Genomic DNA, 21,047 nt, shown 5'->3' on the forward strand with positions numbered 1-21,047 from the left:
GAAGGACGCGTTAAGCCTTGCGGGCGAGGAGCAGGAATACCGGTCTGCGTGGCGGCGAATTGCGCAGCGCGGGCGCTGTACGGCGCTGTGGCCTGCCGAGCAATGCCCTTCATATGTGGCCGCCGGCCCCTGCCGGCGGGATTTTCTCTGCCAAAGTTCAGTACGGACGGCAGTGAAGGGGCTGGGTTACCCGCGTCAGGACGCTGGTCGAACTGCCCCGAGTGCAAGATCCTTCAATGGACGTCGAATGAGTACGCTCGGCGTCAAACGCTCACGTCAGGGAGCAGTTCAGCTTTCGAAATAGTCTGTCGGAAATGATGTTTCCAAAGGCTGATCCCGAGCCGGCCTGATCTATCGAGCGACGAGCCGACTGTAAGATCAGTAATCAACGTGGGATGCAACCCTGCGTCAAACAGCGAGAATCCAGCAGCGAGCACGCATGTCTCTGTCTGGACGCCACAGACCAGTACGCGATCCGGGTTCATTCGCTTCAGGTATTCGACTGTTTCGGCCGACGGCCCATACCCGTGCTCGATGAAAATCTTATCTGCCTCCACCAGACACTTGTCCTCAACGGCGGGACACCAGCCTAGCTGACCCCGAAAGGGAGTCCTGGCCTCATCATGCAACTCGATAGTTGCCACTGACGGAATGTGTTGTGCCAAATCTCTGACGCCTTCGACCAGCCATACTGGCGGAGAGAACGTGGATTGCATGTCCACGATAAGAAGCACCTGACGCATGTTTTCCCACCTTATTTCGCCGAACAACGCAGATCGGAAGCATAGCAGGGGCCGACTTCCTGTTCCCAAGCCGGCTGCATTCATCCCCGCATCTCTCAACCAGGCAGTACTCCCGAATCGTACATAGCTGGGTTGCATCCATCGGCCTCGACGATATAGCATACGGCACGCACCCAATGCGACGCACCAAGGTTTCGTTGATCATCGGCCGTGCGGAGCGTGCCTCCGCCAGAGCGCCGCGGCCGAGCAGCAAGAACGCGGCCTCACCCACGCCGCGTGCCGCGGGACTATCGCGCCGCAGTCGATTCGCGCTCGAACTCACGGATCACCGGGTTGCCAAGGATGGCATCCCTTCCCGCTTCGATCAGGCGATCGACGTCCCTCTCGGGCAGACGAAGTCTGGTCGGCAGATCGTTCAGACTTGCAGCACGCTCCTTGTCGAGGGCCTCAAACGAGATCCGCGTGACGGAGAATTCGACTTCGTCGCACCGCCAGCCTGGGAGGCGTGCAGCGATTTCCTGCTGCCGAGAATGCGGCATCCCACACCGATAGGCCACGAGGTCGTCGCGCCATTGCTGCATCATGGGAACGAAGGCGTCATAGCTCATTCGAACGTTGGTCGCCATTGCCGCGTCGATGGCCGCGCTTGCGACTTCGATTCCGGATGGGCCAGCCTGGCTTTGGTTCCAATCGCCGCGTGGGCCCTGACCGGCGTCAACAACGATGAAAAGTAGCCGCCGCACCTTGATCGCGTCATTCTCGCTCATGGGACCGTAAGCCGTGCCCAGCAGCAGGCGCGATTGCAGAATGGTGGCCAAGCCGTAGTTGTCGGTCACCCCGCCGTCGACCAGCTTGATGTACTTTCCCTTCGAAATATCCCGGTGACCGCGAACGGCGTTTGCCAACGCGCCAAGCAGCAGCGATCGCCCAGGCGCCTGGGCGTGGTCAAGGTTCGGCAGCGGTGCACTACAAGCCTCGGGATGCTTTTGAAGGACGATCGGTGCGAAGAAGAGCGGGACCGCCATGGATGCGGCGACGGCCTCGGAAACGGGAAAGCTCGCAAGATCACTGCATAGTGCATCGAATGCCAGCTGGCTGAACGGGAACGCGACCCGGTAGTAGACGTTTGTGGCGTTGATCCAAACGATTGGCTTGCCGCGGCGGAACATGTCGGCGTACGTCGCGCCCTTGAACACGTCTTCGTCGAGCCATGTCTGGAGATCTTCCCGATCGTTGAGGCCCCCCGCGAAGAGGCGCGCAAGGTTGACCGGATTCAGGAGACTGAAGCGAAGTCCCGCCTCTCCGTCCGTCAAGAGCACTGATCGAAAGGTCGCCAGGCTGGCCTTGCCGTGCAGACCGTAGTACGCAGCGGTGATGGAGCCTCCGGACACGCTGCTAATGAATGCGACGTCGTCGAGCAGGGATGCGCCCGCCGGACCTCTCATGGCGTCGAGCCCCTGCAGCGCGCCGAAGGCGAAGGCTGCGGCTCGCGTGCCACCGCCAGAGAACGACATGGCGACGGTTGTCTGGCCGGCGACGTCGGTGGGTTCGCGCATGGCCGCGGATGCGCTGCCAGCCGCGGCCTGAGGCAGATTGCGCGGAGCATTGTGAGGAAGCGACCCGCAGGCACTGAGTCCCGCAAGTAAAAGCAGCATCAGAGTGCGGTAGGCCCTGCCGCAGGCGTGTCGCTCTCTCCCTGCCCCCTCCATTCGCCAAGGCAGGCTGCTCTTGCGGCGAAGAGTGTGGTCATGTCGAAACTTCCACATTGGACTAGGTCAGGAACGTGCTCGGCGTGGTGGCGGCCCGCAGGAAGGGAAGGTCGAATTTCGTTGCCGCCAGGATCCGGTGTGTCCGGTTCCCTCGGAATATTACGGCATCTCCAAGGGGGTCGCACGACCCGCAGATGGCGCCTGAGCAGCTTCGGGAAAAAGTTTGAGGGCGGACGAAGATCAATCTGGTACTGAATGCTAACTTGACCGACCTTGATTGGTTGGCTTGGTGCCACGCCGCTAGCGGTCATTTTTCAATCTCCTCCAAGTTATCGGAGCCGCCACAGGCGGGATGGGTGTATTCGAGTTGAATGTGCCTCCCGGCCCAAGGAAGAGTGCGTCCATGTGCTGGAAGGCATACTTCGGTACTCGGTCGATGGGGTAGTCCGAGACCTATCGCCAGGACAATGGATGTTCACCCCACGCAGATCTGTCCATCACTTCAGCAACCGCACAGTGACATGGCCCGCGCACTGATCGTCCTTACGCCCGACATTGGGGCTCAGTATTCCCGCGATGTCGGAGCCATTGTCAATGCAGGCGGGCCGCCCGACCGCGCGAAGCTTATCGCTGTCATGTCCGAGTATGGGCTGGTGCCAGCGCCTGTACCCGGACGTTGAATGTCTGCTTTCGGAATACCCACCTGACCGCTTCGGTTCGGAAAGAGACGACGAGTAGCAGCCGCGGTTCCTTCCGTGCCAGCCGCCAGCTCGGCGCCCTGCCATCAGATGACCGGCCGGACCGCCATCCACCCCTCCTCCTGGCTCGCCGCCGCCACCTGCTTGGCGATCGAATCGCCCAGGCGCGTGGCGTCCGCGTAGATGGTGTCGTGCTTGACTTCGGACACGCCGTGCACACCCGTGCCGGCCGCAGCGGCCATTGCCACGTGACCGGCCACGGCGCCAACCCCGGCGGTTTCGGCAACGCCCGGCATATGACCGCTGTCGGCGTCGGCGACAACGCTCTGCAGCGGCACCGGCGCACCGTTGGCCGGCTTGTACGAGATGCGTACTTGTGCCCCGACCTCGCTATTGCCGGTACCCAGGCCGATCAGCAAACGACGGCGGCTGGTGCCTTCATCAATCTTGCGGATGTCGCCCTCAACGATCAGGGCATTGGTATTTGCCGGTGCCGGTGCGTCCGAGCGGACCGCGTTCAGGCCTTGCGCCCGCAGCGTGCGTACGATCTCGTTGGCCACCTGCTCGCGCGCCTCGGTGGCGGCCTGCGATTGCGCGCCGGCGGCCGAGCCGCCAGTGGCCATCGTCTTCACCTTCTGCATCAGGCCCCCGTCAAGCTGCACCTGCCCGGCATCGGCGTTGAAGGCATGCACGTAGATGACGTCGGCCTGCACGGTCTGCATCAGGCCCATCTGGTTGATGCCGGTGACGCCGGCACTGGCGCAGCCGGCCGCCAGCATCGCGCCGGTCGCGAGGGCGGCCATGGCCAGGCGCTTGGTCTTGGTGGCAATGGCTTGGAAAGCGTTCTGCATCTTGAATCCTTCATTGGCACCCGTGTGCCGTCGGTGGTCTGAAGATCTTTCACCGACAATCCCTGGATCCACAACAGGATCACAAACCATCGGAGAGCATGTCATCGCGTCGGGCTTCAGTGCGGCTGTCGTTGCGGCGCGGTGACCAGAGTATGGAAAACGCCGGCGCCGTACGCCAGGCGGGAAATATTTCGTCCGATGTCACGGCTTTCTGCGCGCGTAGTCATCCGGCGGCCTCGCCGTGCATTCCGAACATCGGAGGGGTCACCGCGACAGCACCATCTGCCCCATGAAGGCCTCGATTTGCGGCATCGTCACATAGCCATTTCGCTGGGCGTCGATCTGGTCAAAATGCTTCGCGACCATCGGCATGCCGGCGGCCGCCTGCTCGCGCGTCAGCTTGCCGTCGTGCGTAGTGTTTGCATCGGAAAAGCGGCCCTGCAATTGCTGCATCGCACGCTCCACCCGCGGGCTGACGGCAGCGGGCATTTCGACACTTTGCGCGAACGCACCAGCGGACGCCACGCACATGGTGAGCACTGCAATCATCTTCTTCATGATGTTTCTCCGTTTAGCCGCCCTGTGCCGGCGGGGTTGCGAAATCAGTTCAGCGACAGATCCAGATGAGGTGCATGGGTGCTCACACGGCGCCCGTGCAATTGTCCGGCGATATCACCGCATCACGTAGACGGGGCGAGATGCGACGTAGACGGTACGCGGCAGCGGCGTGGCCCTCACGACCACCGTCGGCAGCGGCGCTGGCGCGACGACCACCTTCGGCGCGGGCATGACGACCACCTTGGGCACGGTAGTGACCACGACCTTCGGCGGGCGGACATACACGGTAGCCGGCGCGACCACCACGGTCGAGGCAAAGGCCTGGCTGCTCGCCAGCAGGATCAACGTACCGGCGGCTGCGCCAAGGAAGCGGGGGAATCGGGAGAAGCGCGAGATCATCACAGGTCCTTCAGTTTCGGTTTCAGCCGGCCGGTGCAGCGCGGCAACGGACCGAACTATAGGTCGGTGGCTTGCGAATTTCGCGGTGGAAAACATGTCGCGGTGTTACACGACGGCGCGCTGACTTGCCGGCCAGGAAGATGTCCGAATGCGACGGCATCGACGGCAATTCATCGCCCGGCGAGGCTCCGCGAGTCATGACATGCAGCGACATATTTCCCACATGGCGCCGGCCGCGATCGACCACTACATTTGCCTCACCGACGCAGCAACGCGGGCTCCGCAAAGCCAGGCGTCCCCTCTCCCCACACAGGACGATCATGCACAACCTCCACAAGATCACACTCTTCGCCACGGTCTTCGTCGTGGCGGTTTCAATGGTCGAGGCCTTCTGCCTGGCACGCAAGGCACGCCAGCAAGGCAAAGCCTACCCCTGGCACGAAATGGGACTGTCGCTGATCGACATGGTCGGGCGCAAGCTGATGGCGCTGCTGCCGCTGTCGCTGGCCGCGCCGATCTTCGCGTTCGCCTGGCAACACCGCATCTTCACGGTCGAGATCAACAGCGTGCTGGCCGTGCTGCTGCTCTTCATCGGGCAAGAGTTCTGCTACTACTGGTACCACCGCGCCTCGCACCGCATCCGCTTTTTCTGGGCCACGCACGCGGTGCACCACTCGCCTAATGAACTGACGCTGGGCACCGCCTACCGCCTGGGCTGGACCGGCAAGATCACCGGCACCGCCATCTTCTTCGCGCCGCTAGTCTGGCTGGGTGTTCGTCCCGAGGTCGTGCTGGCCACGCTGAGCCTGAACCTGCTGTACCAGTTCTGGCTGCACACCACCTGGATCCCCAAGCTGGGCTGGCTGGAATACGTGTTCAACACCCCGTCGGCGCACCGCGTGCACCATGCCTCGAACATCGACTACCTGGACGCCAACTTCGGCGGCGTGCTGATCCTCTTCGACCGCCTGTTCGGCACCTATGTGGAAGAGCGTGAAGACGAACCGTGCCGATTCGGCCTGGTCCACCCGACCACCACACACAACCCGTTCGTCAACCAGTTCGAACACTGGGTCAGCCTGGGCAAGGACATGATCAAGTCAGGCAGCCTGCTGAACGCGGTCGGCTACCTGGTGATGCCCCCGGGCTGGGCACCGGACGGCAAGGGCCAAACGACGGAAGCCCTGCGCCAGCAGCAGGCAGCGGAGCATGCGGTAGCGGTGAGCACGAGATAACAGGAAGGAGAGCGGCGGGGAAGCGGGCAGCGTGAGCTGCCCGTTCTTCATTTTTGCCGACTCGCGGCAGCAGAAGGTTGGGTGGACCGCGCTGAGCAGCGAGGCTGAACGGCACATGGCGATTCGGGTAGCGTGGCGAGCGCCCCCTGAAATGTCCAGGTCTTGGAAGCATGGCCGCTTCCCGGCCAGAAGCGGACCGCTGCCAGTATGGCAGCTCCAGTACATCGGAGCCGCCTGGCGATCATTGATATTGGTGAAAGGCTGGAGGGCACCAGACATGCGTGCCGTGCCCGGTGGGGAGCGCTATGCAATCACTCCGGCTGAATGCCAGCGTCCTTGATGACCTTCGTCCACCTGTTAACTTCTTCGTCGAAGAACTTCTTATGCCCTGCCGGTGAGAGCCGGTCGTCGGCGACAACCGTGATGCCCAATGCCTCTTCACGTTTGATTAGCGCCGGATCCTTCAACGCTGCGCGGAGGGCCTTGTTGATTTTCTCGAGTACGGCTGGCGGCGTGCCCCGTGGCGCATACAATCCACGCCATACGGTGAAGTTGAATCCCGACAGGCCCACTTCGTCAAGCGTCGGAATGCCCGCCAAAGCCGGCACCATCGAGCGTTGGGCGCTCGTCACCCCATACGCCTTGACCTTCTTGGCTTCGATCTGCGGCGTACTGTTCGTGGCCTGCTCGCACATCAGATCGACTTGCCCACCCATGATGTCGGACATCGCGGGCGCCGTTCCCTTGTACGGCACGAAGGTCATGTTACTTTTCAGCGTGCTCTGCAGGAGCAGGCTGCAGAGGTGTGACGCCGAGCCCACGCCTGCATTTGCCAGGTTCAGCTTTCCGCCATTCGCGGTAATGAACTTCCGAAGATCGGTCAAATTGTTCGGCGGTAGGTCGGTCTTGCCGATCAGTGTCGACGGCGCCTCGTTAATCAGCCCCAGGAACTCCAGGTCCGAGGTCTTGTAGCCGAGCTTCTTGTACAGCGCGGGCGCCGTCGCCAGGCCGATATGGTGTACCAGCAGCGTATAGCCATCAGGGTTCGCACGCGCGACACGTGCCGTGCCAATCGTACCGCCGGCACCAGCAGTATTCTCCACTACGACCGTCGTGCCGAGCGTTTTGCGCAGCGATTCGGCGACGTCTCGCGCGATCTTGTCGCTCGGGCCTCCGGCCACGAACGGGACAACCAAGGTGACAGGTTTCTCCGGATAATCGGCATGAGCGTAGCCCGATATGACGAAGAGACCGCTAGCAATGCATAGGGTTGCGGCGCGGGCTGCCGCTTGGTTGATCCACATGGTTGTCTCCGTTTGTGTATTTGGGATGCTGACGGCTTAAGCCGACAGTTGCTGCATCACGCTGTAGAGGTCCGACTTGCCTTCGAAGCCAATACCGGGCAGGTCCGGCATCGTGAGGTAGCCTTTCTCGACCTTGGCGCCATCGGGGAATCCACCGAACGGCTGGAACAGGTCGGGATAGCTCTCATTGCCGCCCAGTCCCAGACCTGCGGCGATGTTCAGCGACATCTGGTGCCCGCCGTGTGGGATACATCGGCTGGCCGACCAGCCGTGCTGCTTGAGCATGTCGAGCGTGTGCAGGTATTCGACCAGTCCATAGCTAAGCGCGCAGTCGAACTGCAGATAGTCGCGGTCGGGACGCATGCCACCGTAGCGGATCAGATTGCGGGCATCCTGCATCGAAAAAAGGTCTTCGCCGGTGGCCATCGGCTTGTCGTAGTAGTTGCGCAGCGTGGCCTGCAGCTCGAAGTCGAGCGGATCGCCAGGCTCCTCGTACCAGAACAGGTCGTATTGCGACAGTGCCTTGGCATACTCGATGGCTGTGTCGAGGTCGAAGCGGCCGTTGGCGTCGACAGCCAGCTTCTGGCCATCCTGCAGCACGCTGAGAATCGAGTCGATACGGCGCAGGTCCTCATCAAGCGAGGCGCCGCCGATCTTCTTCTTGACCACCGTGTAACCGCGGTCGATGTAGCTGCGCATCTCGTCCTTGAGCTTGCCGTGATCCTGGCCGGGATAGTAGTAACCGCCGGCGGCATAGACAAACACCTTACGGTCCGGCTCCCCGTTTCCATAGCGGTCGGCCAGCAACTGGAACAGGGGCTTGCCCTCAATCTTGGCAACGGCGTCCCAGACCGCCATGTCGATGGTTCCGATGGCCACTGAGCGCTCGCCATGGCCGCCCGGCTTTTCGTTCTTGAACATAGTGTCCCAGATCTTGTGCGGATCCAGGTTGTTACCGGTGGCGTCGACCAGCGACTCGGGGTCGGCCTCCAGAATGCGCGGGATGAAACGCTCGCGCATCAGCGTTCCCTGGCCATACCGGCCGTTCGAGTTGAAGCCGTATCCGACCACGGGCTTGTCGTCGCGGATCACGTCGGTGATTACCGCGACCAGGCTCAAGGTCATCTTGCTAAAGTCGATGTATGCATTCCGGATGGGCGAGCTGATCGGGAAGGTCTTTTCGCGGATTTCAACGATTTTCACAATACGTCTCCTGGTTCACATTACGCAGATGCGCGGGGCGTGGGAATCCGTAGCTTAGGCGCGGAACGATGCACTAGAATTGAACCGAATTCATTTCATTATTCGCCAAAAGTGAAGACTGAGATTGCCTCCGAATTGGAGTTCTTTGTCCTGATTGCCCGGCATGGCAGCCTCGCTGCCGCTGCGCGCGAACTGGACCTGACGCCGCCGGCAGCGACAAAGCGGCTTGCCTTGATGGAAAGCAGGCTCGGTGTCCGTCTGGTCAACCGCACCACACGGAGCATCAGCCTGACGAACGAAGGCGAGACATACTTGGGCTATGCCCAAAAAATCCTAGCGGACCTGCGCGAGATGGAGAGCGTTGTAGCGAGCAGCGGCGCAGAACCCCGCGGATTGCTGCGCGTCAATGCGACACTCGGATTCGGACGCACCACCATTGCGCCTCTCGTTTCAGAGTTTGCGAAGCGCTATACGCAAGTCGAGGTACAGCTTGAGGTCACGGATCGCCCTGTCGACCTCGTGGACAGTGGCGTCGACCTGGCGATCAGATTCGGGACACTGCCGGACAAGCGGCTTAGTGCAAGGCGAATCATGTCGAACCGTCGCTTCCTCTGCGCGTCCCCGGTCTACCTGGAGAAATTCGGCTCGCCTAAGTCACTGCCAGATCTCTCCAACCATCGATGCATCATTCACAGACAGAACGACGAAGCCCACGTCATCTGGCGCTTCGAGCATGATGGTCGTCACGAAAGCGTGAAGGTCGCAGGGGCGCTATCCAGTAACGATGGGGATATTGTTCTTGGCTGGGCCCTTGACGGGCACGGCATCCTGATCCGTTCCGAGTGGGACTTGGCAAAGTATCTGGAGAGCGGCCGCTTGCGAGTCGTCTTACCGCAGTTCAAGCTGCCATCGGCTGACCTCTTTGTCTACTACTCGCAGCGCCGTAATCAGACAGCGCGCGCGCGCGCTTTCATTGACTTCTTGGTAAACAAATTTCAGAAATCGCTTGAAGAGAAGGGATAGCGGGCGGTAGCGAACGGCCGTTTCGAGTTTGACGACCGGCCCGCAGCGACATGTCAGGTGCTACCATCCAACGGCTTACATTCAGCGTCATCTTCGATCCGCAGCAGAGACCTTGCTCAGATGCCCTGGCTTGTGCCAAGGTATTCCAGCGCCAGACGTCTTTGCAGTGCGCGGGCTTCGCGCAAGGCGTTGAGCAACTCGCGCCGCTCAGCGCCGCCCAGTTCATTTGGATCCACATGATTGTGCATGATCGAGCCCTGTTCGTAATGGGACTGCTGATTTTTCAGGCGCAACATCTGGATGAAATAGAACGCGCCTATCCAAGCTTGCACATCGGTCGGACGAAGACGCCCCGCGTCAGCGGCCAGTCTGAGGCGATCCGCCGTGTTGCTGGTGCGGGCGCCACAGGCCAAGCCATAGATGCGGGCCGCGTCGACGAATAGCGTTGCGGCATCCCGTTTGAGATCGATGGTGCCAGCAAACATCCCGCCTTTCTCGACCACAAAGTCGTGCAGCACACCGAGCGGCGGCTTACGCCGCAATGCATTTTCGGTCATCTGGAACAGAAAGCGGGGACTGTCCGCCCCAATCTCCGCTAACCAGTCCGCCAGCGCCGCTGCCAGGTCGTGAGCACCGAAAAGCGCGCGCAGGTCAAAGAAGATGGTTGCGTTGAGCAGCGCCTGCGGATCACCATCAATGATCCAGCTAGCGAAGCGCTCCCGCCATTCATGCAAGTCAAGACACCATTGCGGATTGCTCGCCATGATCTTCCCCGTGCACAACGGAAATCCGCACGCGTCGAGCGCTTCGTTGATACGCAGTGCCAGCGGTAACAGCCTCTCGCGCAGTCCTTCAGCACCGTCGCGGCCAGCCATGATGATGCCATTGTCCTGATCGGTCGACAGCGTCTGTTCCTCGCGGCCTTCGCTGCCGAGCGCTATCCAGCACCAGCGTGCAGCAGGCATCCGCGCGTCTGCGCAAGTCAGTTCGATCATGCGGCGCGTCAGCGCATCATTCAGCCTGGAGATCAGGCGGGTGCACGCTTCCGCGGGTACTTCGCCAACCAGGCGATGTATAAGCGCTCGAATCTCAGCGGCTGCCCGCTGCAAGCCCGCCTCGTCCGTCGCGCTGACGAAGCCCAGACGAATACGGTCAATATCTTGCGCGAATACGCTTCCGTCGAGGCTGCGTGGATCGGGAGCAGCATCAGGATTGATCGTGGAATGGCTATCCATGGGCGCTACGTCCCTCAGTATTTGATACGCGCGTAGGCCGTCTGTTGCTCGGCATCGCGGGCCTCCTTGAGGGTAAAGATTCCCTTTTCCGCCAGGAGGGGGAGCATCCTGAGAAAGACCTCGCCAGTGACGATGGCGTCGCCCAGGGCAGTATGGCGTCCGATTACCGCAACGCCAAGGCGCTCGGCGAGCGCCTCCAGTGTATGGTCGGATTTATGGGGGTGAATCACCTGTGATAGCAGTAGCGTGTCCAGGATCGGCTGCGTGAAGGCCGTTCCGGTTCTTGCTTCCAGCAATTGCAGGAATTTCATGTCGAAGGCGGCGTTGTGCGCGACGAGCACGGTGTCAGCGGCGAAGCGGTGAAACTGCGGCAGCACGGCTTCGATCGGTGGCTGGCCATCGAGCATGGTGCGCGTGATGCCATGAATCGCAATCGAGTCCGCGCTCAGTGGAGCCCGCGGCTGGATCAGCTGGTCGAAGTTCTCCTGCTGCAGCAAGCGGCCATTGACGATGCGCAACGCGCCAACAGAGATGATCTCGTCGCCGCCGGCGGGGTCAAGTCCGGTGGTCTCGGTATCAAACACCGTGTAACTAAGTTGCGAAAGCGGACGGTGGTCGATCTCGGCGCTTTGGCCCGCCTGGTGGAACAGGTCGAAATCGTAGAATTCCGGCCGGCCGTCCTGTGTGAGCGGGATGCTCAACGCCGGCCGCGGCTCGGAAACCGGCAACATCAAGCGGTAGCGCGCCACACCCGGAGGCGCGTCTACACAATATATTGCCTCGCCTCCGTGACGGGCAATCAGCGCATTCAGCGTAAATACCTGGCCACTCGCGCCGATTTGCAAAGGCGCATTCGCCCATGCTGCCAGGTTGTCAGCGGCCAACGGCGCGTTGCGCCAGGTAAGGTCAAGCTGAGCCAGCCGGTCGGTCCGAGACAGGGCGAACTGCACCTCGGTAACGCCGGCTTCGTTGCCAAGCTGCCGTGACAGATAGACGAGCGACTGCGCCAGTGCATAGCTGTCCACCCTGAGCCAGACTGTTGCGTCGATCAAGGGGCTGGCGGTGGCGCTGAGCGTCGCACTGCCGACGCGCCGCAGCAGCAGCGCGATCAGATCGGCCCCGCGGATCTCTTCCAGTTCCTGGCGGTTGTCCATACTGTCACCATGCCGATCCGCGGCGCGGTCGAAGTGCATCTTCAGGTGCTTCGTTTCGCTGTGGATGATCCCGGTCAGCCGGGCCCGTTCCACGCAGTCCGTTTCCGGGGATGACTGCATGGCTTGCACCGCCGTATGGATCTTTTCCAGTCCGACGCGAACGTCCTGGGTAAGCGACAGCAGCAAGGCGTCGCGGCGGCTTGCTGCTTCGACATTGCGCGTGATGTCTTCCAGTGTCAGCACGAAGCCGTTCAGGACATGCCCACCGTCAAACACAGGGGACATGTGGGCGCGCACGATCCGCCCTCCTGCGAGCGTGGTGACGAAGCCGGATACCGGTCGCGTCATGCCATCTCCATGCTGCCCGAGCTGATACTGGATTTGTTCGAGCGCATGCAGGATTAGCCCGCGTTCCAACACACCGAACACTGAGCGGCCCAGACCAATTGCGGCGCCGCCAGGCGGGAAGACACCATCATCTCGGCTCTCTAGCAAATGCCTGGCACTGGCGTTGTAGAGGAGAATACGCCCGTCGATATTGCAGACCAGCACACTCAGGGTAAGCTCAGCCATGAGCGCGGCGAGCCGATTCCTCTCTTGCGCCAGCGCGCGGTTTGCCACCTCAATCTTTTCCTGCACCTCTTCGTGCAGCGATTGATGAGCCGCTGCCAGCAGGTTGAGCTTTTCGGCGAGAATGCGCACGTCGCGACCGCCCTGTGCCGTTATGCGATGGCCGGGGTTGGCCGCAAGCAGCACTGCGTCTTCGGCCAGGCGGGCAACGGGCGTCACATAGGCGTCAAACAGCTTTCTGAGACCAAAGGCCAACGCGAATAGCAGCAGCACCGCGAGCGCACCGCCTATCGCGAGGCGTTGCCACAGCATCTCGCCCAACCATGCGCGCTGCACCTTGGTCATGTCGAGCGCAAGAAAGGCAAAGATCCCGCAGACGATGAGCAGTTGCACTACGAAGAGCAGCAGCAATGCCAGGCCAAAATGGTGTCTGGCGATCGCCTCTCGAATCATTCGAAGTCTCACTAACATCCCATGCGCAAAGCGCGCCACTTCTCCACCAATCACTGGGGGAAAAGCGGCTGGTGATACAAGCACGAACGCCCTGGCGCGAGACCATTGCTCACATGCAGGTCGCGTCCCTTTGCCGGACGCATGGCCCTTCAGTGGCCGGAAGCGCCCGCAGCGCCGATACCGGTTTCCGACCTTACCTTCTGCGCCGGATAGCCCGCCCGGTCGCTAAGGGCGCGCGCGCTCCGGTCGAGTATCGAAAACAGCCAGATACCGGCGAAGCCGGCCGTCATCGAGAACAAAGCGGGCGAGGTATAGGGAAAGATCGCATCCTTGTAGCCAAATACATCCACCCAAACCGACTTGGACACGATGGTCAGGCCGACAGCAACAATCAGGCCGATAAAGCCGCCAATGGTTGCCCCACGTGTGGTGCAATCTTTCCACAGCACAGCCATGAACAGCACGGGGAAGGTAGCCGATGCCGCAACGGCGAACGCAAGCGACACCATGAAGGCGATGTTCTGCTTCTCGAACGCAATCCCCAGGATCACCGCCACGATGCCCAGCGCAACTGTCGTAAGACGCGAGACCCCCAGTTCTTTCTCGCTGCTAGCATTGCCCTTCTTGAAAACGGTCGCATAAAGGTCATGTGAGACAGCGGTGGCGCCGGACAGGGTTAGTCCCGCGACCACCGCAAGAATCGTTGCGAAGGCAACGGCGGAGATGAAGCCGAGGAAGACATTGCCGCCAACGGCGCTTGCAAGATGGATGGCAGCCATGTTGTTACCGCCCAGCAACCCGCCCAGTGCATCCTTGTACACCGGATTGGTGCTGACCAGGACGATGGCGCCAAAGCCGATGATGAATGTCAGGACGTAGAAGTAGGCGATCCACGTCGTCGCCCAGAACACCGACTTGCGTGCTTCCTTGGCACTCGGCACGGTGAAGAACCGCATCAGGATATGCGGCAAGCCCGCTGTGCCAAACATCAAAGCCATGCCGAACGATATGGCAGAGATCGGGTCTTTGATAAACGTGCCCGGGCCCATGATGGCGTCCTTCTTGGCATGGACATCGACCGCTTTGGCAAACAGCGCTTCAGGATTGAAATGAAACTGCGCCAGCACCATGAAGGCCATGAACGATGCGCCGGCGAGCAGGAGGCATGCCTTGATGATCTGGACCCACGTGGTCGCGGTCATGCCCCCAAACAGCACATAAATCATCATCAGCGTGCCGACGATCACTACGGCGAGCCAGTATTCCAGGCCAAACAGCAGCTTGATCAGTTGGCCGGCGCCGACCATCTGGGCGATGAGGTAGAACGCCACTACCACAAGCGTGCCTGAAGCCGCGAACACCCGGATGGGCGTCTGCTTGAAGCGATACGCTGCAACATCGGCGAAGGTGAAGCGACCGAGGTTGCGCAGGCGCTCCGCCATCAGGAAGGTGATGACAGGCCAGCCGACCAGGAAGCCAATCGAATAGATCAGGCCGTCGTAGCCATTGGAGTAGACCGCAGCCGAGATGCCAAGAAAGGAGGCCGCGGACATGTAGTCGCCAGCAATCGCCAGACCGTTCTGGAAGCCGGTGATGCCGCCACCGGCCGTATAAAAATCCGCTGCGGACTTTGTCTTGCTGGCCGCCCATTTGGTGATGAACAGAGTGAACACGACAAAGACAGCGAACATCGCAATCGCAGTCCAGTTGGTCGGTTGCCTCTGCAATTCACCGAGATCCCCCCCTGCTGCGAGGACGGCAGCGGCGGCAGAAAACAGCGTCAGTGCGCATAGGATGTGGTGGTGTCTTTTCATTACAGCACCTCTTTGCGAATCTGCGCCGTCCGATCATCGAACTCGCGGTTTGCGCGCCAGACATAAATGCCCGTGATGGCCACGGTAAAAACGATCACGAAGAGACCAATCGGGATGCCCCACGTCATCACGCCATCGCCAATCCTGGCGGAAAGCAGGGACTTTCCGAATGCAACCAGCAGGATATAGCCGTAGTACACAACCATCATCATGCCGGCCAGCACCCATCCGTACGTGGAACGTGTCGAGACCAGCCGCTGATAATTGGGATTCGCGATTATCCGTTGTGCGAGATCTTCTTCCATGTTGTATCTCCGGTCTTTTTGTAAAGAGAATGCGCAGAGGTTGTGCAATACGCCAGCAATGCCGCGGTCAGACCGGCTTGGCGAACTGCGAAGCCTCCGTCACCAGCCTAGGGTAGGCATCCATGCCGTCGATGGTTGCATGGCTGACCGGAGGAATCTCAAGTGCCGCGGCGTCGGCATCTCCGGGTTCGATGGTAGACATGGTGTCCTCGCATGAAAATCGGCCGCGCTCGTCGCTAGAGGAAAGGCCGGGGTCGGCCTGAATTGCCTTTTACGTCTCGCCGTGGGGTACCGTGGAAGTCATCTCGGCGCACCTGGTGTGGCATGTTCGACGCGTACGGCGGAATAGCGTGGATCTTCTGGGGGCTGGCTGTGTCCTCCCCTAAGGAAGTGTAGACAGGATTTCCCGTCGCGACTTGACACATCAAGCTAAAGGGAAGCCACCCAAGCGAATCGAAGTTCGACGCACGCTCGGCCCGGAACTTGCCAGCACCGAATGCCGCGCAGGCAGCTTTGCGAAGGTCTGCGCTTGGCTGACCGTAGATCTTGCGCGGATTACCCGATAACGGACACTCGCCGAAGCTAGGCATCTGTCTTGAGGGGCAGTTTCGGCCGTGCTCAAGCTGCGCATCCCGAAAGCCGAATACGCACAACCGGGCCGGTATAGGAACCGTATAGGCACCGATGCGATATTGACCCAATCTGCCGGCCGTCGGAAGACCATCATCACCACTCGCCCAGCATTGCGCGGTAAGACCTTCGGCGCAGAAGACGGGGCCAGGCAATTTGCGGCACAGGCCGGAAAGCTGCGCAATCTTACGTCATCAGCCCAGAACACCGTCAAACCCATCTAAAGTGCGATTTGAACCCTGGGAAATTCTTTCGGGCTTTGCGGAGACACGGCCAGAGCCGGGCCCCAGACAGGAGCGGCGACGGTTAGAGCAACCGACCTCAGCGCGCCCTGTCCAACTTGATGCCGACCGCGCGGCAACGCGAGCCATCTGGCGTCCTAGCGGGGCGCGGCCGGTATTCTTGGGCTGAAGGAACATGGATCGATTCTCGCAGGCGTTGCTTGACTATCACGAACGCAGCAAGCACCGTGTTAATAGCTATGCCCCTGGCCCCCGAGGACTCGACTGGGCAACCCAGCCAGACCCGTTCCGGGTGTTTCACGGCACACCGCGGATTGCTCTGCCGCTGGCCGGGGACACCCTGGCCGCACGCTACAACGCGCTGCGCTCCGGCACTCTTCCGCCCGCGCAGAGATTCAGCCTTCGTACCCTGGCAATCCTGTTCGAACTCTCCCTCGGCCTGTCAGCGTGGAAATCCTATGGCGCTCAGCGGTGGGCACTGCGCTGCAACCCTTCGAGTGGGAATCTGCATCCGACCGAGGGCTATCTTCTGTGTCCAGCGCTGCCTGGCTTGTCCGGCGGGATCTACCATTACCTGAGCCGCGACCACGTGCTTGAGCATCGCGCTGCAGTGGATGATCCGCGATGGACCGAGGCGTTTTCGGACCGTGGTATCTTGGTCGGCATCAGCTCGATCCACTGGCGCGAGGCTTGGAAATACGGAATGCGCGCCTGGCGCTACTGCCAGCATGACTGCGGGCATGCTATCGCCGCAGTAAGTTACGCGGCAGCGGCTCTCGGCTGGCAGACGCGGCTGGTGGAGGCGGCTGCGGACGATGCGTTGGCCGCATTGCTTGGATTGGATCGCAGCGAGGATTTCGGAGCAGCCGAACCAGAGGTGCCGGATGTTCTGCTTTGGATCGGCAATCCTGAAGCACAGCCTGACCTGGAGCGCCTATGGCCTGCTTTGGATAAGGCACACTGGTACGGATGCGCGAATCAGCTAAGCGCGGGACATGAGAGGTGGCCGGATATCGATTCGATCCATCGCGCCACGCACAAGTCTCGTACTTGCGAACCGACCTCGCTAAGTCCGGAGCCGACCCTGTGGTCTGCCACGCCCGCCCTCGATCTGAGCTTTGCTCGGATCGCTCGGCAGCGCCGCAGCGCTACGAGTTTCGATGGTACAACGCGCATCACCACCTCGGCTTTTTTTACCATGCTGGCGTGCCTGTTGGTACGTCGCGACACGCCACCGTGGAATGCGCTGGTGTCTCCTGTCGCGGTGCATCCGGCGCTATTGGTGCACCGCGTGGACGATCTGGAGCCGGGCCTGTATGTGCTGGTGAGGAATCCCGGGGCGCTTCCGAGCCTCAAGCAGGCTATGCGCCCGGAATGGCTGTGGCAACGGACTGGACCGGACCTTCTGCCACTCTATTTTCTGCTGCCTTACGATTTGCGCGCGGTGGCAAAGTTGATCTGCTGTCACCAAGATATTGCCGCCGATTCCTGCTTTGCGCTGGGGATGCTCGCGAACTTTGAAATCGCCCTGAAGCAACCATGGCGTTATCGCCATCTTTTCTGGGAATGCGGCATGCTCGGCCAAGCGCTCTATCTTGAAGCCGAAGCTACCGGAGTGCGCGCCACGGGGATTGGCTGCTTTTTCGATGATGAAATGCACGCCATGCTCGGAATCCAGGACCACGCTTGGCAAAGCCTGTATCACTTTACCGTCGGCGGCGCCATGGTTGATCAGCGCCTGTCGGTATTGGAACCGGATCAGGAGTAATGCACCCGGGACGGATTTTCTATAACGGGGTCTGCCGGCTGACCGGCTGCACACTTCGGTCCCTTCCCGGCCAGAATGCGCCGTTTGCCCCTCATCGCTCCAAGCTCCGCCACAGCGGACCGCCGCGGACCGTCATCAGTTTGAGCGCATCTGGCCGATCTGCGACGCAGCGAGTGCGCCGCTGATCATCGGCCAAACGGCGTCCAGCATCTCGGTAAAGCTGACGATCTTTACCGGGATGCCACCCAGATTTTTGCGAATTCAATGGGCGAGGAAATCAACCACCATCCGGTTGAACGCCTCGGCATGCTCCCACTGCGCCCAGTGGCCGCAACGGTTGAAGACGTGCATCTGCGCATCCGGAATACCGGCGAGCAGCCGCAGGCCCACGTCCATCGGCACGAAGCGGTCGTCCCGCCCCCAGATGACAAGCGTGGGCACGACGATCTCGCCCAGGCGCGGGCTGTAGTCGGTGAACTGCCGGGAATTCGCCGCCAGGCTCTTGACGAAGTTTTCCAGGTGGTCGCGCCGCGCCAGCATATTGTCGAGGCGAGCCTGCATCAGTTCCTCCGTGAGGGCGCTCGCGTCGTAGACGAAGACGCTCATCATGCGCTTGAGGTTCTCGATGGTCGGATCGCGATAGAGGCCGTTGAGCAGCTTGATGCCTTCTGTCGGCATCGGCACGAACTGGCTCGGACCGCCGGTGCCCCCACCCATCAGCACGAGCTTGCCGATGCGCTGCGGATTGGCCAGTGCAAAGGCCACGGCGCTATGGCCGCCCATCGAGTTGCCGATGACATTCACCCGCTCAATCGCCAGTGCGTCCAGCACGGCCTTGAGCACCCTGCCATTGAGCTCGGAGCGGGAACCGGTGCAGATCACGGGATCGCTCTTGCTCCAGCCCGGGCAGTCCACCAGCAGCACGCGGTGGCCTGCCGCCACCAGCGGCTCGACATTGCGGCTGAAGTTAGCCCAACCGCTTGCACCTGGCCCCGAACCATGCAGCATGACGACGGTCTCGGTCCCAGAGCCGGCATCGTTGTAGTGAATCCGGAAAGTGGTCTCTCCGTCCTGCACCGAGACGAACCGGCTCGTCGAGGCTTCGGTGATGGCTTGTCTTGTCGCGTTCATGATGATGTTCCTTCCTGTCCCTGCCGCGCTTCGGACGCGCGCTTGCTGAGGAGATCCAGCGCGACATCGACGATCATGTCTTCCTGGCCGCCAACCATGCGGCGCCGGCCCAGTTCGACAAGGATATCGACCGTCTTCAGGCCGTATTTCTTCGCCGCCACTTCAGAGTGGCGCAGGAAGCTCGAATAGACGCCGGCATAGCCAAGCGCCAGCGTTTCGCGGTCCACGCGTACCGGACGGTCCTGGAGCGGACGCACGATGTCGTCAGCCGCATCCATCAGCGCGTACAGGTCGGTGCCATGGTTCCAGCCAAGGCGTTCGGCGGCGGCGATGAACACCTCCAGCGGCGCATTGCCCGCTCCCGCCCCCATGCCGGCCAGCGACGCGTCGATGCGGTCGCAGCCTTCCTCGACAGCCACGATCGAGTTGGCGACGCCGAGCGACAGGTTGTGGTGCGCATGCATGCCGGTCTGCGTGTCCGCGTGCAGCACGTCCTTGAGCGCTCGGAAGCGCGCGCGCACATCGTTCATCGTCAGCGCGCCGCCCGAGTCGACGACGTAGATGCAGGTCGCGCCGTAGCTTTCCATCTTCTTCGCCTCGACGGCGAGATTTTCCGGCGTGGTCATGTGGCTCATCATCAGGAAGCCGACCGTATCCATGCCGAGTTCGCGCGCGTACTCGATATGCTGCTTCGAGATGTCGGCCTCGGTACAGTGCGTGGCGACGCGCACCACGCGCGCGCCGGCATCGTGGGCCGCCTTCAGGTCGTGCGTGGTGCCGATACCGGGCAGCAGCAGCGTGGCAATCTTCGCGTGCTCCACCACTTCGGCGACGGCGGCGATCCATTCGAGGTCGCTGTGCGCGCCAAAGCCGTAATTGAAGCTCGACCCTTGCAGGCCGTCTCCATGCGCAACTTCAATGCTGTCGACCTTCGCGCGGTCCAGCGCGCGTGCGATGTCCTGGACGTTCCGGATCGAGTACTGGTGGCGGACCGCATGGCTGCCGTCGCGCAGCGTCACGTCGGAGATAAAGAGTTTCTTGCTCGGGGTACTCATGCGCGTGCTCCTACGGTGGTCTCTTCGGCGCTCAGCAGCGATTGCGCCATCCGCTCGGCGGTGGCCAGGGCGGCGGAAGTCATGATATCGAGGTTGCCTGCGTAGGCAGGCAGGTAATGGGCAGCGCCTTCCACTTCGATGAAGGCCGATGTCTTCATGCCGCTGAAGCGTCCCAGGCCAGCAATGTTCAGCGGTGCGCTGGCCGGGATCTCGTCGAACTGCACGGTCTGCTTGAGGCGGTAGCCGGGCACATAGGCACGGACCGCGCACACCATCTCTTCGATCGACGCCTCGATCCTGTCGCGGTCGGCAAGTTCCGACAGCGTGTACACGGTGTCGCGCATCATCAGCGGGGGCTCGGCGGGATTCAGCACGATGATGGCCTTGCCCCTGGCGGCGCCGCCAACGATTTCGATCGCCTTCGAGGTGGTCTCGGTGAACTCATCGATGTTCGCGCGCGTGCCCGGACCGGCGGACTTGCTGCTGATCGATGCGACGATTTCCGCGTAGTGGACCTTCGCCACGCGCGACACCGCGGCCACGATGGGAATGGTGGCCTGGCCGCCGCAGGTGACCATGTTGACGTTGGACGCGTCCAAGTGCGCATCGAGGTTGACCACCGGCACGCAGTACGGGCCGATCGCGGCGGGCGTCAGGTCGATCATGCGCAGGCCCGGCTTGCGCTGCCGCAGCAGCGCGTCGTTCTTCACGTGCGCACTGGCGGAGGTGGCATCGAACACAAAGTCGATGTCATCGAAGACCGGCAGGCGGGTAAGCCCTTCGGCGCCTTCATGCGTAGTGGCCACGCCCAGCCGTGCGGCCCGGGCAAGTCCGTCGGAGGCCGGATCGATGCCGACCATTGCCGCAATCTCCAGATGCCTGGCGTTGCGCAGGATTTTGATCATCAGGTCGGTGCCGATATTGCCCGAGCCGATGATCGCTGCCTTGAGTTTCCTGGAAGTCATGT

The 21,047-nt window shown here is 61.5% G+C and carries 20 protein-coding genes and 1 pseudogene; 6 read left to right on the forward strand and 15 right to left on the reverse strand.

Annotated features, from left to right (window positions below):
* Positions 1–263: 263 nt before the first annotated feature.
* Positions 264–743 (reverse strand): isochorismatase family protein, encoded by a 480-nt coding sequence (locus tag AC10V3_RS40470; RefSeq protein WP_490924398.1) that lies wholly within the window; start codon positions 741–743, stop codon positions 264–266.
* 50 nt (positions 744–793) lie between these two features.
* On the opposite strand from AC10V3_RS40470, the pseudogene AC10V3_RS40475 reads away from it, so the two are divergent.
* A pseudogene (locus AC10V3_RS40475) lies at positions 794–973 on the forward strand (integrase); the annotation flags it as partial.
* 57 nt (positions 974–1,030) lie between these two features.
* On the opposite strand, the gene AC10V3_RS40480 reads toward AC10V3_RS40475, so the two are convergent.
* Entirely contained in the window at positions 1,031–2,299 is a 1,269-nt protein-coding gene (locus AC10V3_RS40480) for a patatin-like phospholipase family protein (RefSeq protein WP_051370050.1), read from the reverse strand.
* Positions 2,300–2,857: 558 nt separating this feature from the next.
* Here AC10V3_RS40480 and AC10V3_RS40485 point away from each other — a divergent pair.
* Positions 2,858–2,989: a cupin domain-containing protein gene (locus AC10V3_RS40485; RefSeq protein ID WP_349608533.1), complete on the forward strand. Its 132-nt coding sequence runs from the start codon at positions 2,858–2,860 to the stop codon at positions 2,987–2,989.
* Between the two features lie 247 nt (positions 2,990–3,236).
* On the opposite strand, the gene AC10V3_RS40490 is transcribed toward AC10V3_RS40485, so the two are convergent.
* From AC10V3_RS40490 to AC10V3_RS40500, 3 genes are all read right to left on the reverse strand, one after another.
* Complete coding sequence (locus AC10V3_RS40490; protein WP_022539953.1) at positions 3,237–4,001, reverse strand: DUF4410 domain-containing protein; 765 nt, start codon at positions 3,999–4,001, stop codon at positions 3,237–3,239.
* 264 nt (positions 4,002–4,265) lie between these two features.
* On the reverse strand, positions 4,266–4,559 hold the full coding sequence (locus AC10V3_RS40495; protein WP_022539952.1) for an EF-hand domain-containing protein: 294 nt from the start codon (positions 4,557–4,559) through the stop codon (positions 4,266–4,268).
* A gap of 114 nt (positions 4,560–4,673) precedes the next feature.
* Positions 4,674–4,961 (reverse strand): hypothetical protein, encoded by a 288-nt coding sequence (locus AC10V3_RS40500; protein WP_490924399.1) that lies wholly within the window; start codon positions 4,959–4,961, stop codon positions 4,674–4,676.
* Between the two features lie 317 nt (positions 4,962–5,278).
* On the opposite strand from AC10V3_RS40500, the gene AC10V3_RS40505 reads away from it, so the two are divergent.
* Entirely contained in the window at positions 5,279–6,193 is a 915-nt protein-coding gene (locus tag AC10V3_RS40505) for a sterol desaturase family protein (protein WP_022539950.1), read from the forward strand.
* Positions 6,194–6,504: 311 nt separating this feature from the next.
* Here AC10V3_RS40505 and AC10V3_RS40510 read toward each other — a convergent pair whose 3' ends face one another.
* Together AC10V3_RS40510 and AC10V3_RS40515 are read right to left on the reverse strand one after the other, a co-directional pair.
* Positions 6,505–7,497 (reverse strand): tripartite tricarboxylate transporter substrate-binding protein, encoded by a 993-nt coding sequence (locus tag AC10V3_RS40510; protein ID WP_490924400.1) that lies wholly within the window; start codon positions 7,495–7,497, stop codon positions 6,505–6,507.
* 36 nt (positions 7,498–7,533) lie between these two features.
* Positions 7,534–8,700, reverse strand: coding sequence for a mandelate racemase/muconate lactonizing enzyme family protein (locus AC10V3_RS40515; protein WP_022539948.1), 1,167 nt, complete (start codon positions 8,698–8,700; stop codon positions 7,534–7,536).
* Positions 8,701–8,811: 111 nt separating this feature from the next.
* Here AC10V3_RS40515 and AC10V3_RS40520 point away from each other — a divergent pair, with 111 nt between their 5' ends.
* Positions 8,812–9,723 (forward strand): LysR family transcriptional regulator, encoded by a 912-nt coding sequence (locus tag AC10V3_RS40520; protein WP_022539947.1) that lies wholly within the window; start codon positions 8,812–8,814, stop codon positions 9,721–9,723.
* 116 nt (positions 9,724–9,839) lie between these two features.
* Here AC10V3_RS40520 and AC10V3_RS40525 read toward each other — a convergent pair whose 3' ends face one another.
* The 5 genes from AC10V3_RS40525 to AC10V3_RS40545 form a co-directional block, all read right to left on the reverse strand.
* The gene (locus AC10V3_RS40525; protein WP_022539946.1) at positions 9,840–10,958 is read right to left on the reverse strand and encodes a DUF294 nucleotidyltransferase-like domain-containing protein; all 1,119 of its coding nucleotides are present in this window, start codon (positions 10,956–10,958) and stop codon (positions 9,840–9,842) included.
* Positions 10,959–10,972: 14 nt separating this feature from the next.
* A complete protein-coding gene (locus tag AC10V3_RS40530; RefSeq protein WP_022539945.1) occupies positions 10,973–13,135 on the reverse strand; it encodes a 3'-5' exonuclease in 2,163 nt (720 codons plus the stop codon).
* A gap of 149 nt (positions 13,136–13,284) precedes the next feature.
* Positions 13,285–14,949, reverse strand: coding sequence for a cation acetate symporter (locus AC10V3_RS40535; RefSeq protein WP_022539944.1), 1,665 nt, complete (start codon positions 14,947–14,949; stop codon positions 13,285–13,287).
* Positions 14,949–15,254, reverse strand: a complete 306-nt coding sequence (locus AC10V3_RS40540) for a DUF485 domain-containing protein (protein ID WP_022539943.1) — start codon at positions 15,252–15,254, stop codon at positions 14,949–14,951. Before AC10V3_RS40540 ends, AC10V3_RS40535 begins: the two co-directional genes overlap by 1 nt.
* Positions 15,255–15,321: 67 nt before the next feature.
* Positions 15,322–15,456 (reverse strand): hypothetical protein, encoded by a 135-nt coding sequence (locus tag AC10V3_RS40545; protein WP_349608513.1) that lies wholly within the window; start codon positions 15,454–15,456, stop codon positions 15,322–15,324.
* 412 nt (positions 15,457–15,868) lie between these two features.
* Between AC10V3_RS40545 and AC10V3_RS40550 the strand changes: the two genes are divergently transcribed.
* Positions 15,869–16,108, forward strand: a complete 240-nt coding sequence (locus tag AC10V3_RS40550) for a hypothetical protein (protein WP_490924401.1) — start codon at positions 15,869–15,871, stop codon at positions 16,106–16,108.
* 193 nt (positions 16,109–16,301) lie between these two features.
* A complete protein-coding gene (locus AC10V3_RS40555) occupies positions 16,302–17,894 on the forward strand; it encodes a SagB/ThcOx family dehydrogenase (RefSeq protein WP_022539941.1) in 1,593 nt (530 codons plus the stop codon).
* A gap of 261 nt (positions 17,895–18,155) precedes the next feature.
* On the opposite strand, the gene AC10V3_RS40560 is transcribed toward AC10V3_RS40555, so the two are convergent.
* From AC10V3_RS40560 to AC10V3_RS40570, 3 genes are read right to left on the reverse strand one after another with little or no spacing between them, the layout of a single operon-like run.
* Positions 18,156–19,025 (reverse strand): alpha/beta fold hydrolase, encoded by an 870-nt coding sequence (locus tag AC10V3_RS40560; RefSeq protein ID WP_022539940.1) that lies wholly within the window; start codon positions 19,023–19,025, stop codon positions 18,156–18,158.
* Positions 19,022–20,080 carry a 4-hydroxy-2-oxovalerate aldolase gene (dmpG, locus tag AC10V3_RS40565; protein WP_022539939.1) on the reverse strand — a complete coding sequence of 353 codons (1,059 nt, stop codon included), beginning with the start codon at positions 20,078–20,080 and terminating at the stop codon, positions 19,022–19,024. Before dmpG ends, AC10V3_RS40560 begins: the two co-directional genes overlap by 4 nt.
* Positions 20,077–21,045, reverse strand: a complete 969-nt coding sequence (locus AC10V3_RS40570; protein ID WP_022539938.1) for an acetaldehyde dehydrogenase (acetylating) — start codon at positions 21,043–21,045, stop codon at positions 20,077–20,079. The genes dmpG and AC10V3_RS40570 overlap by 4 nt, the downstream gene beginning before the upstream one ends.
* Positions 21,046–21,047 lie beyond the last annotated feature (2 nt).

The organism is Cupriavidus sp. PB-02 (assembly GCF_058252315.1).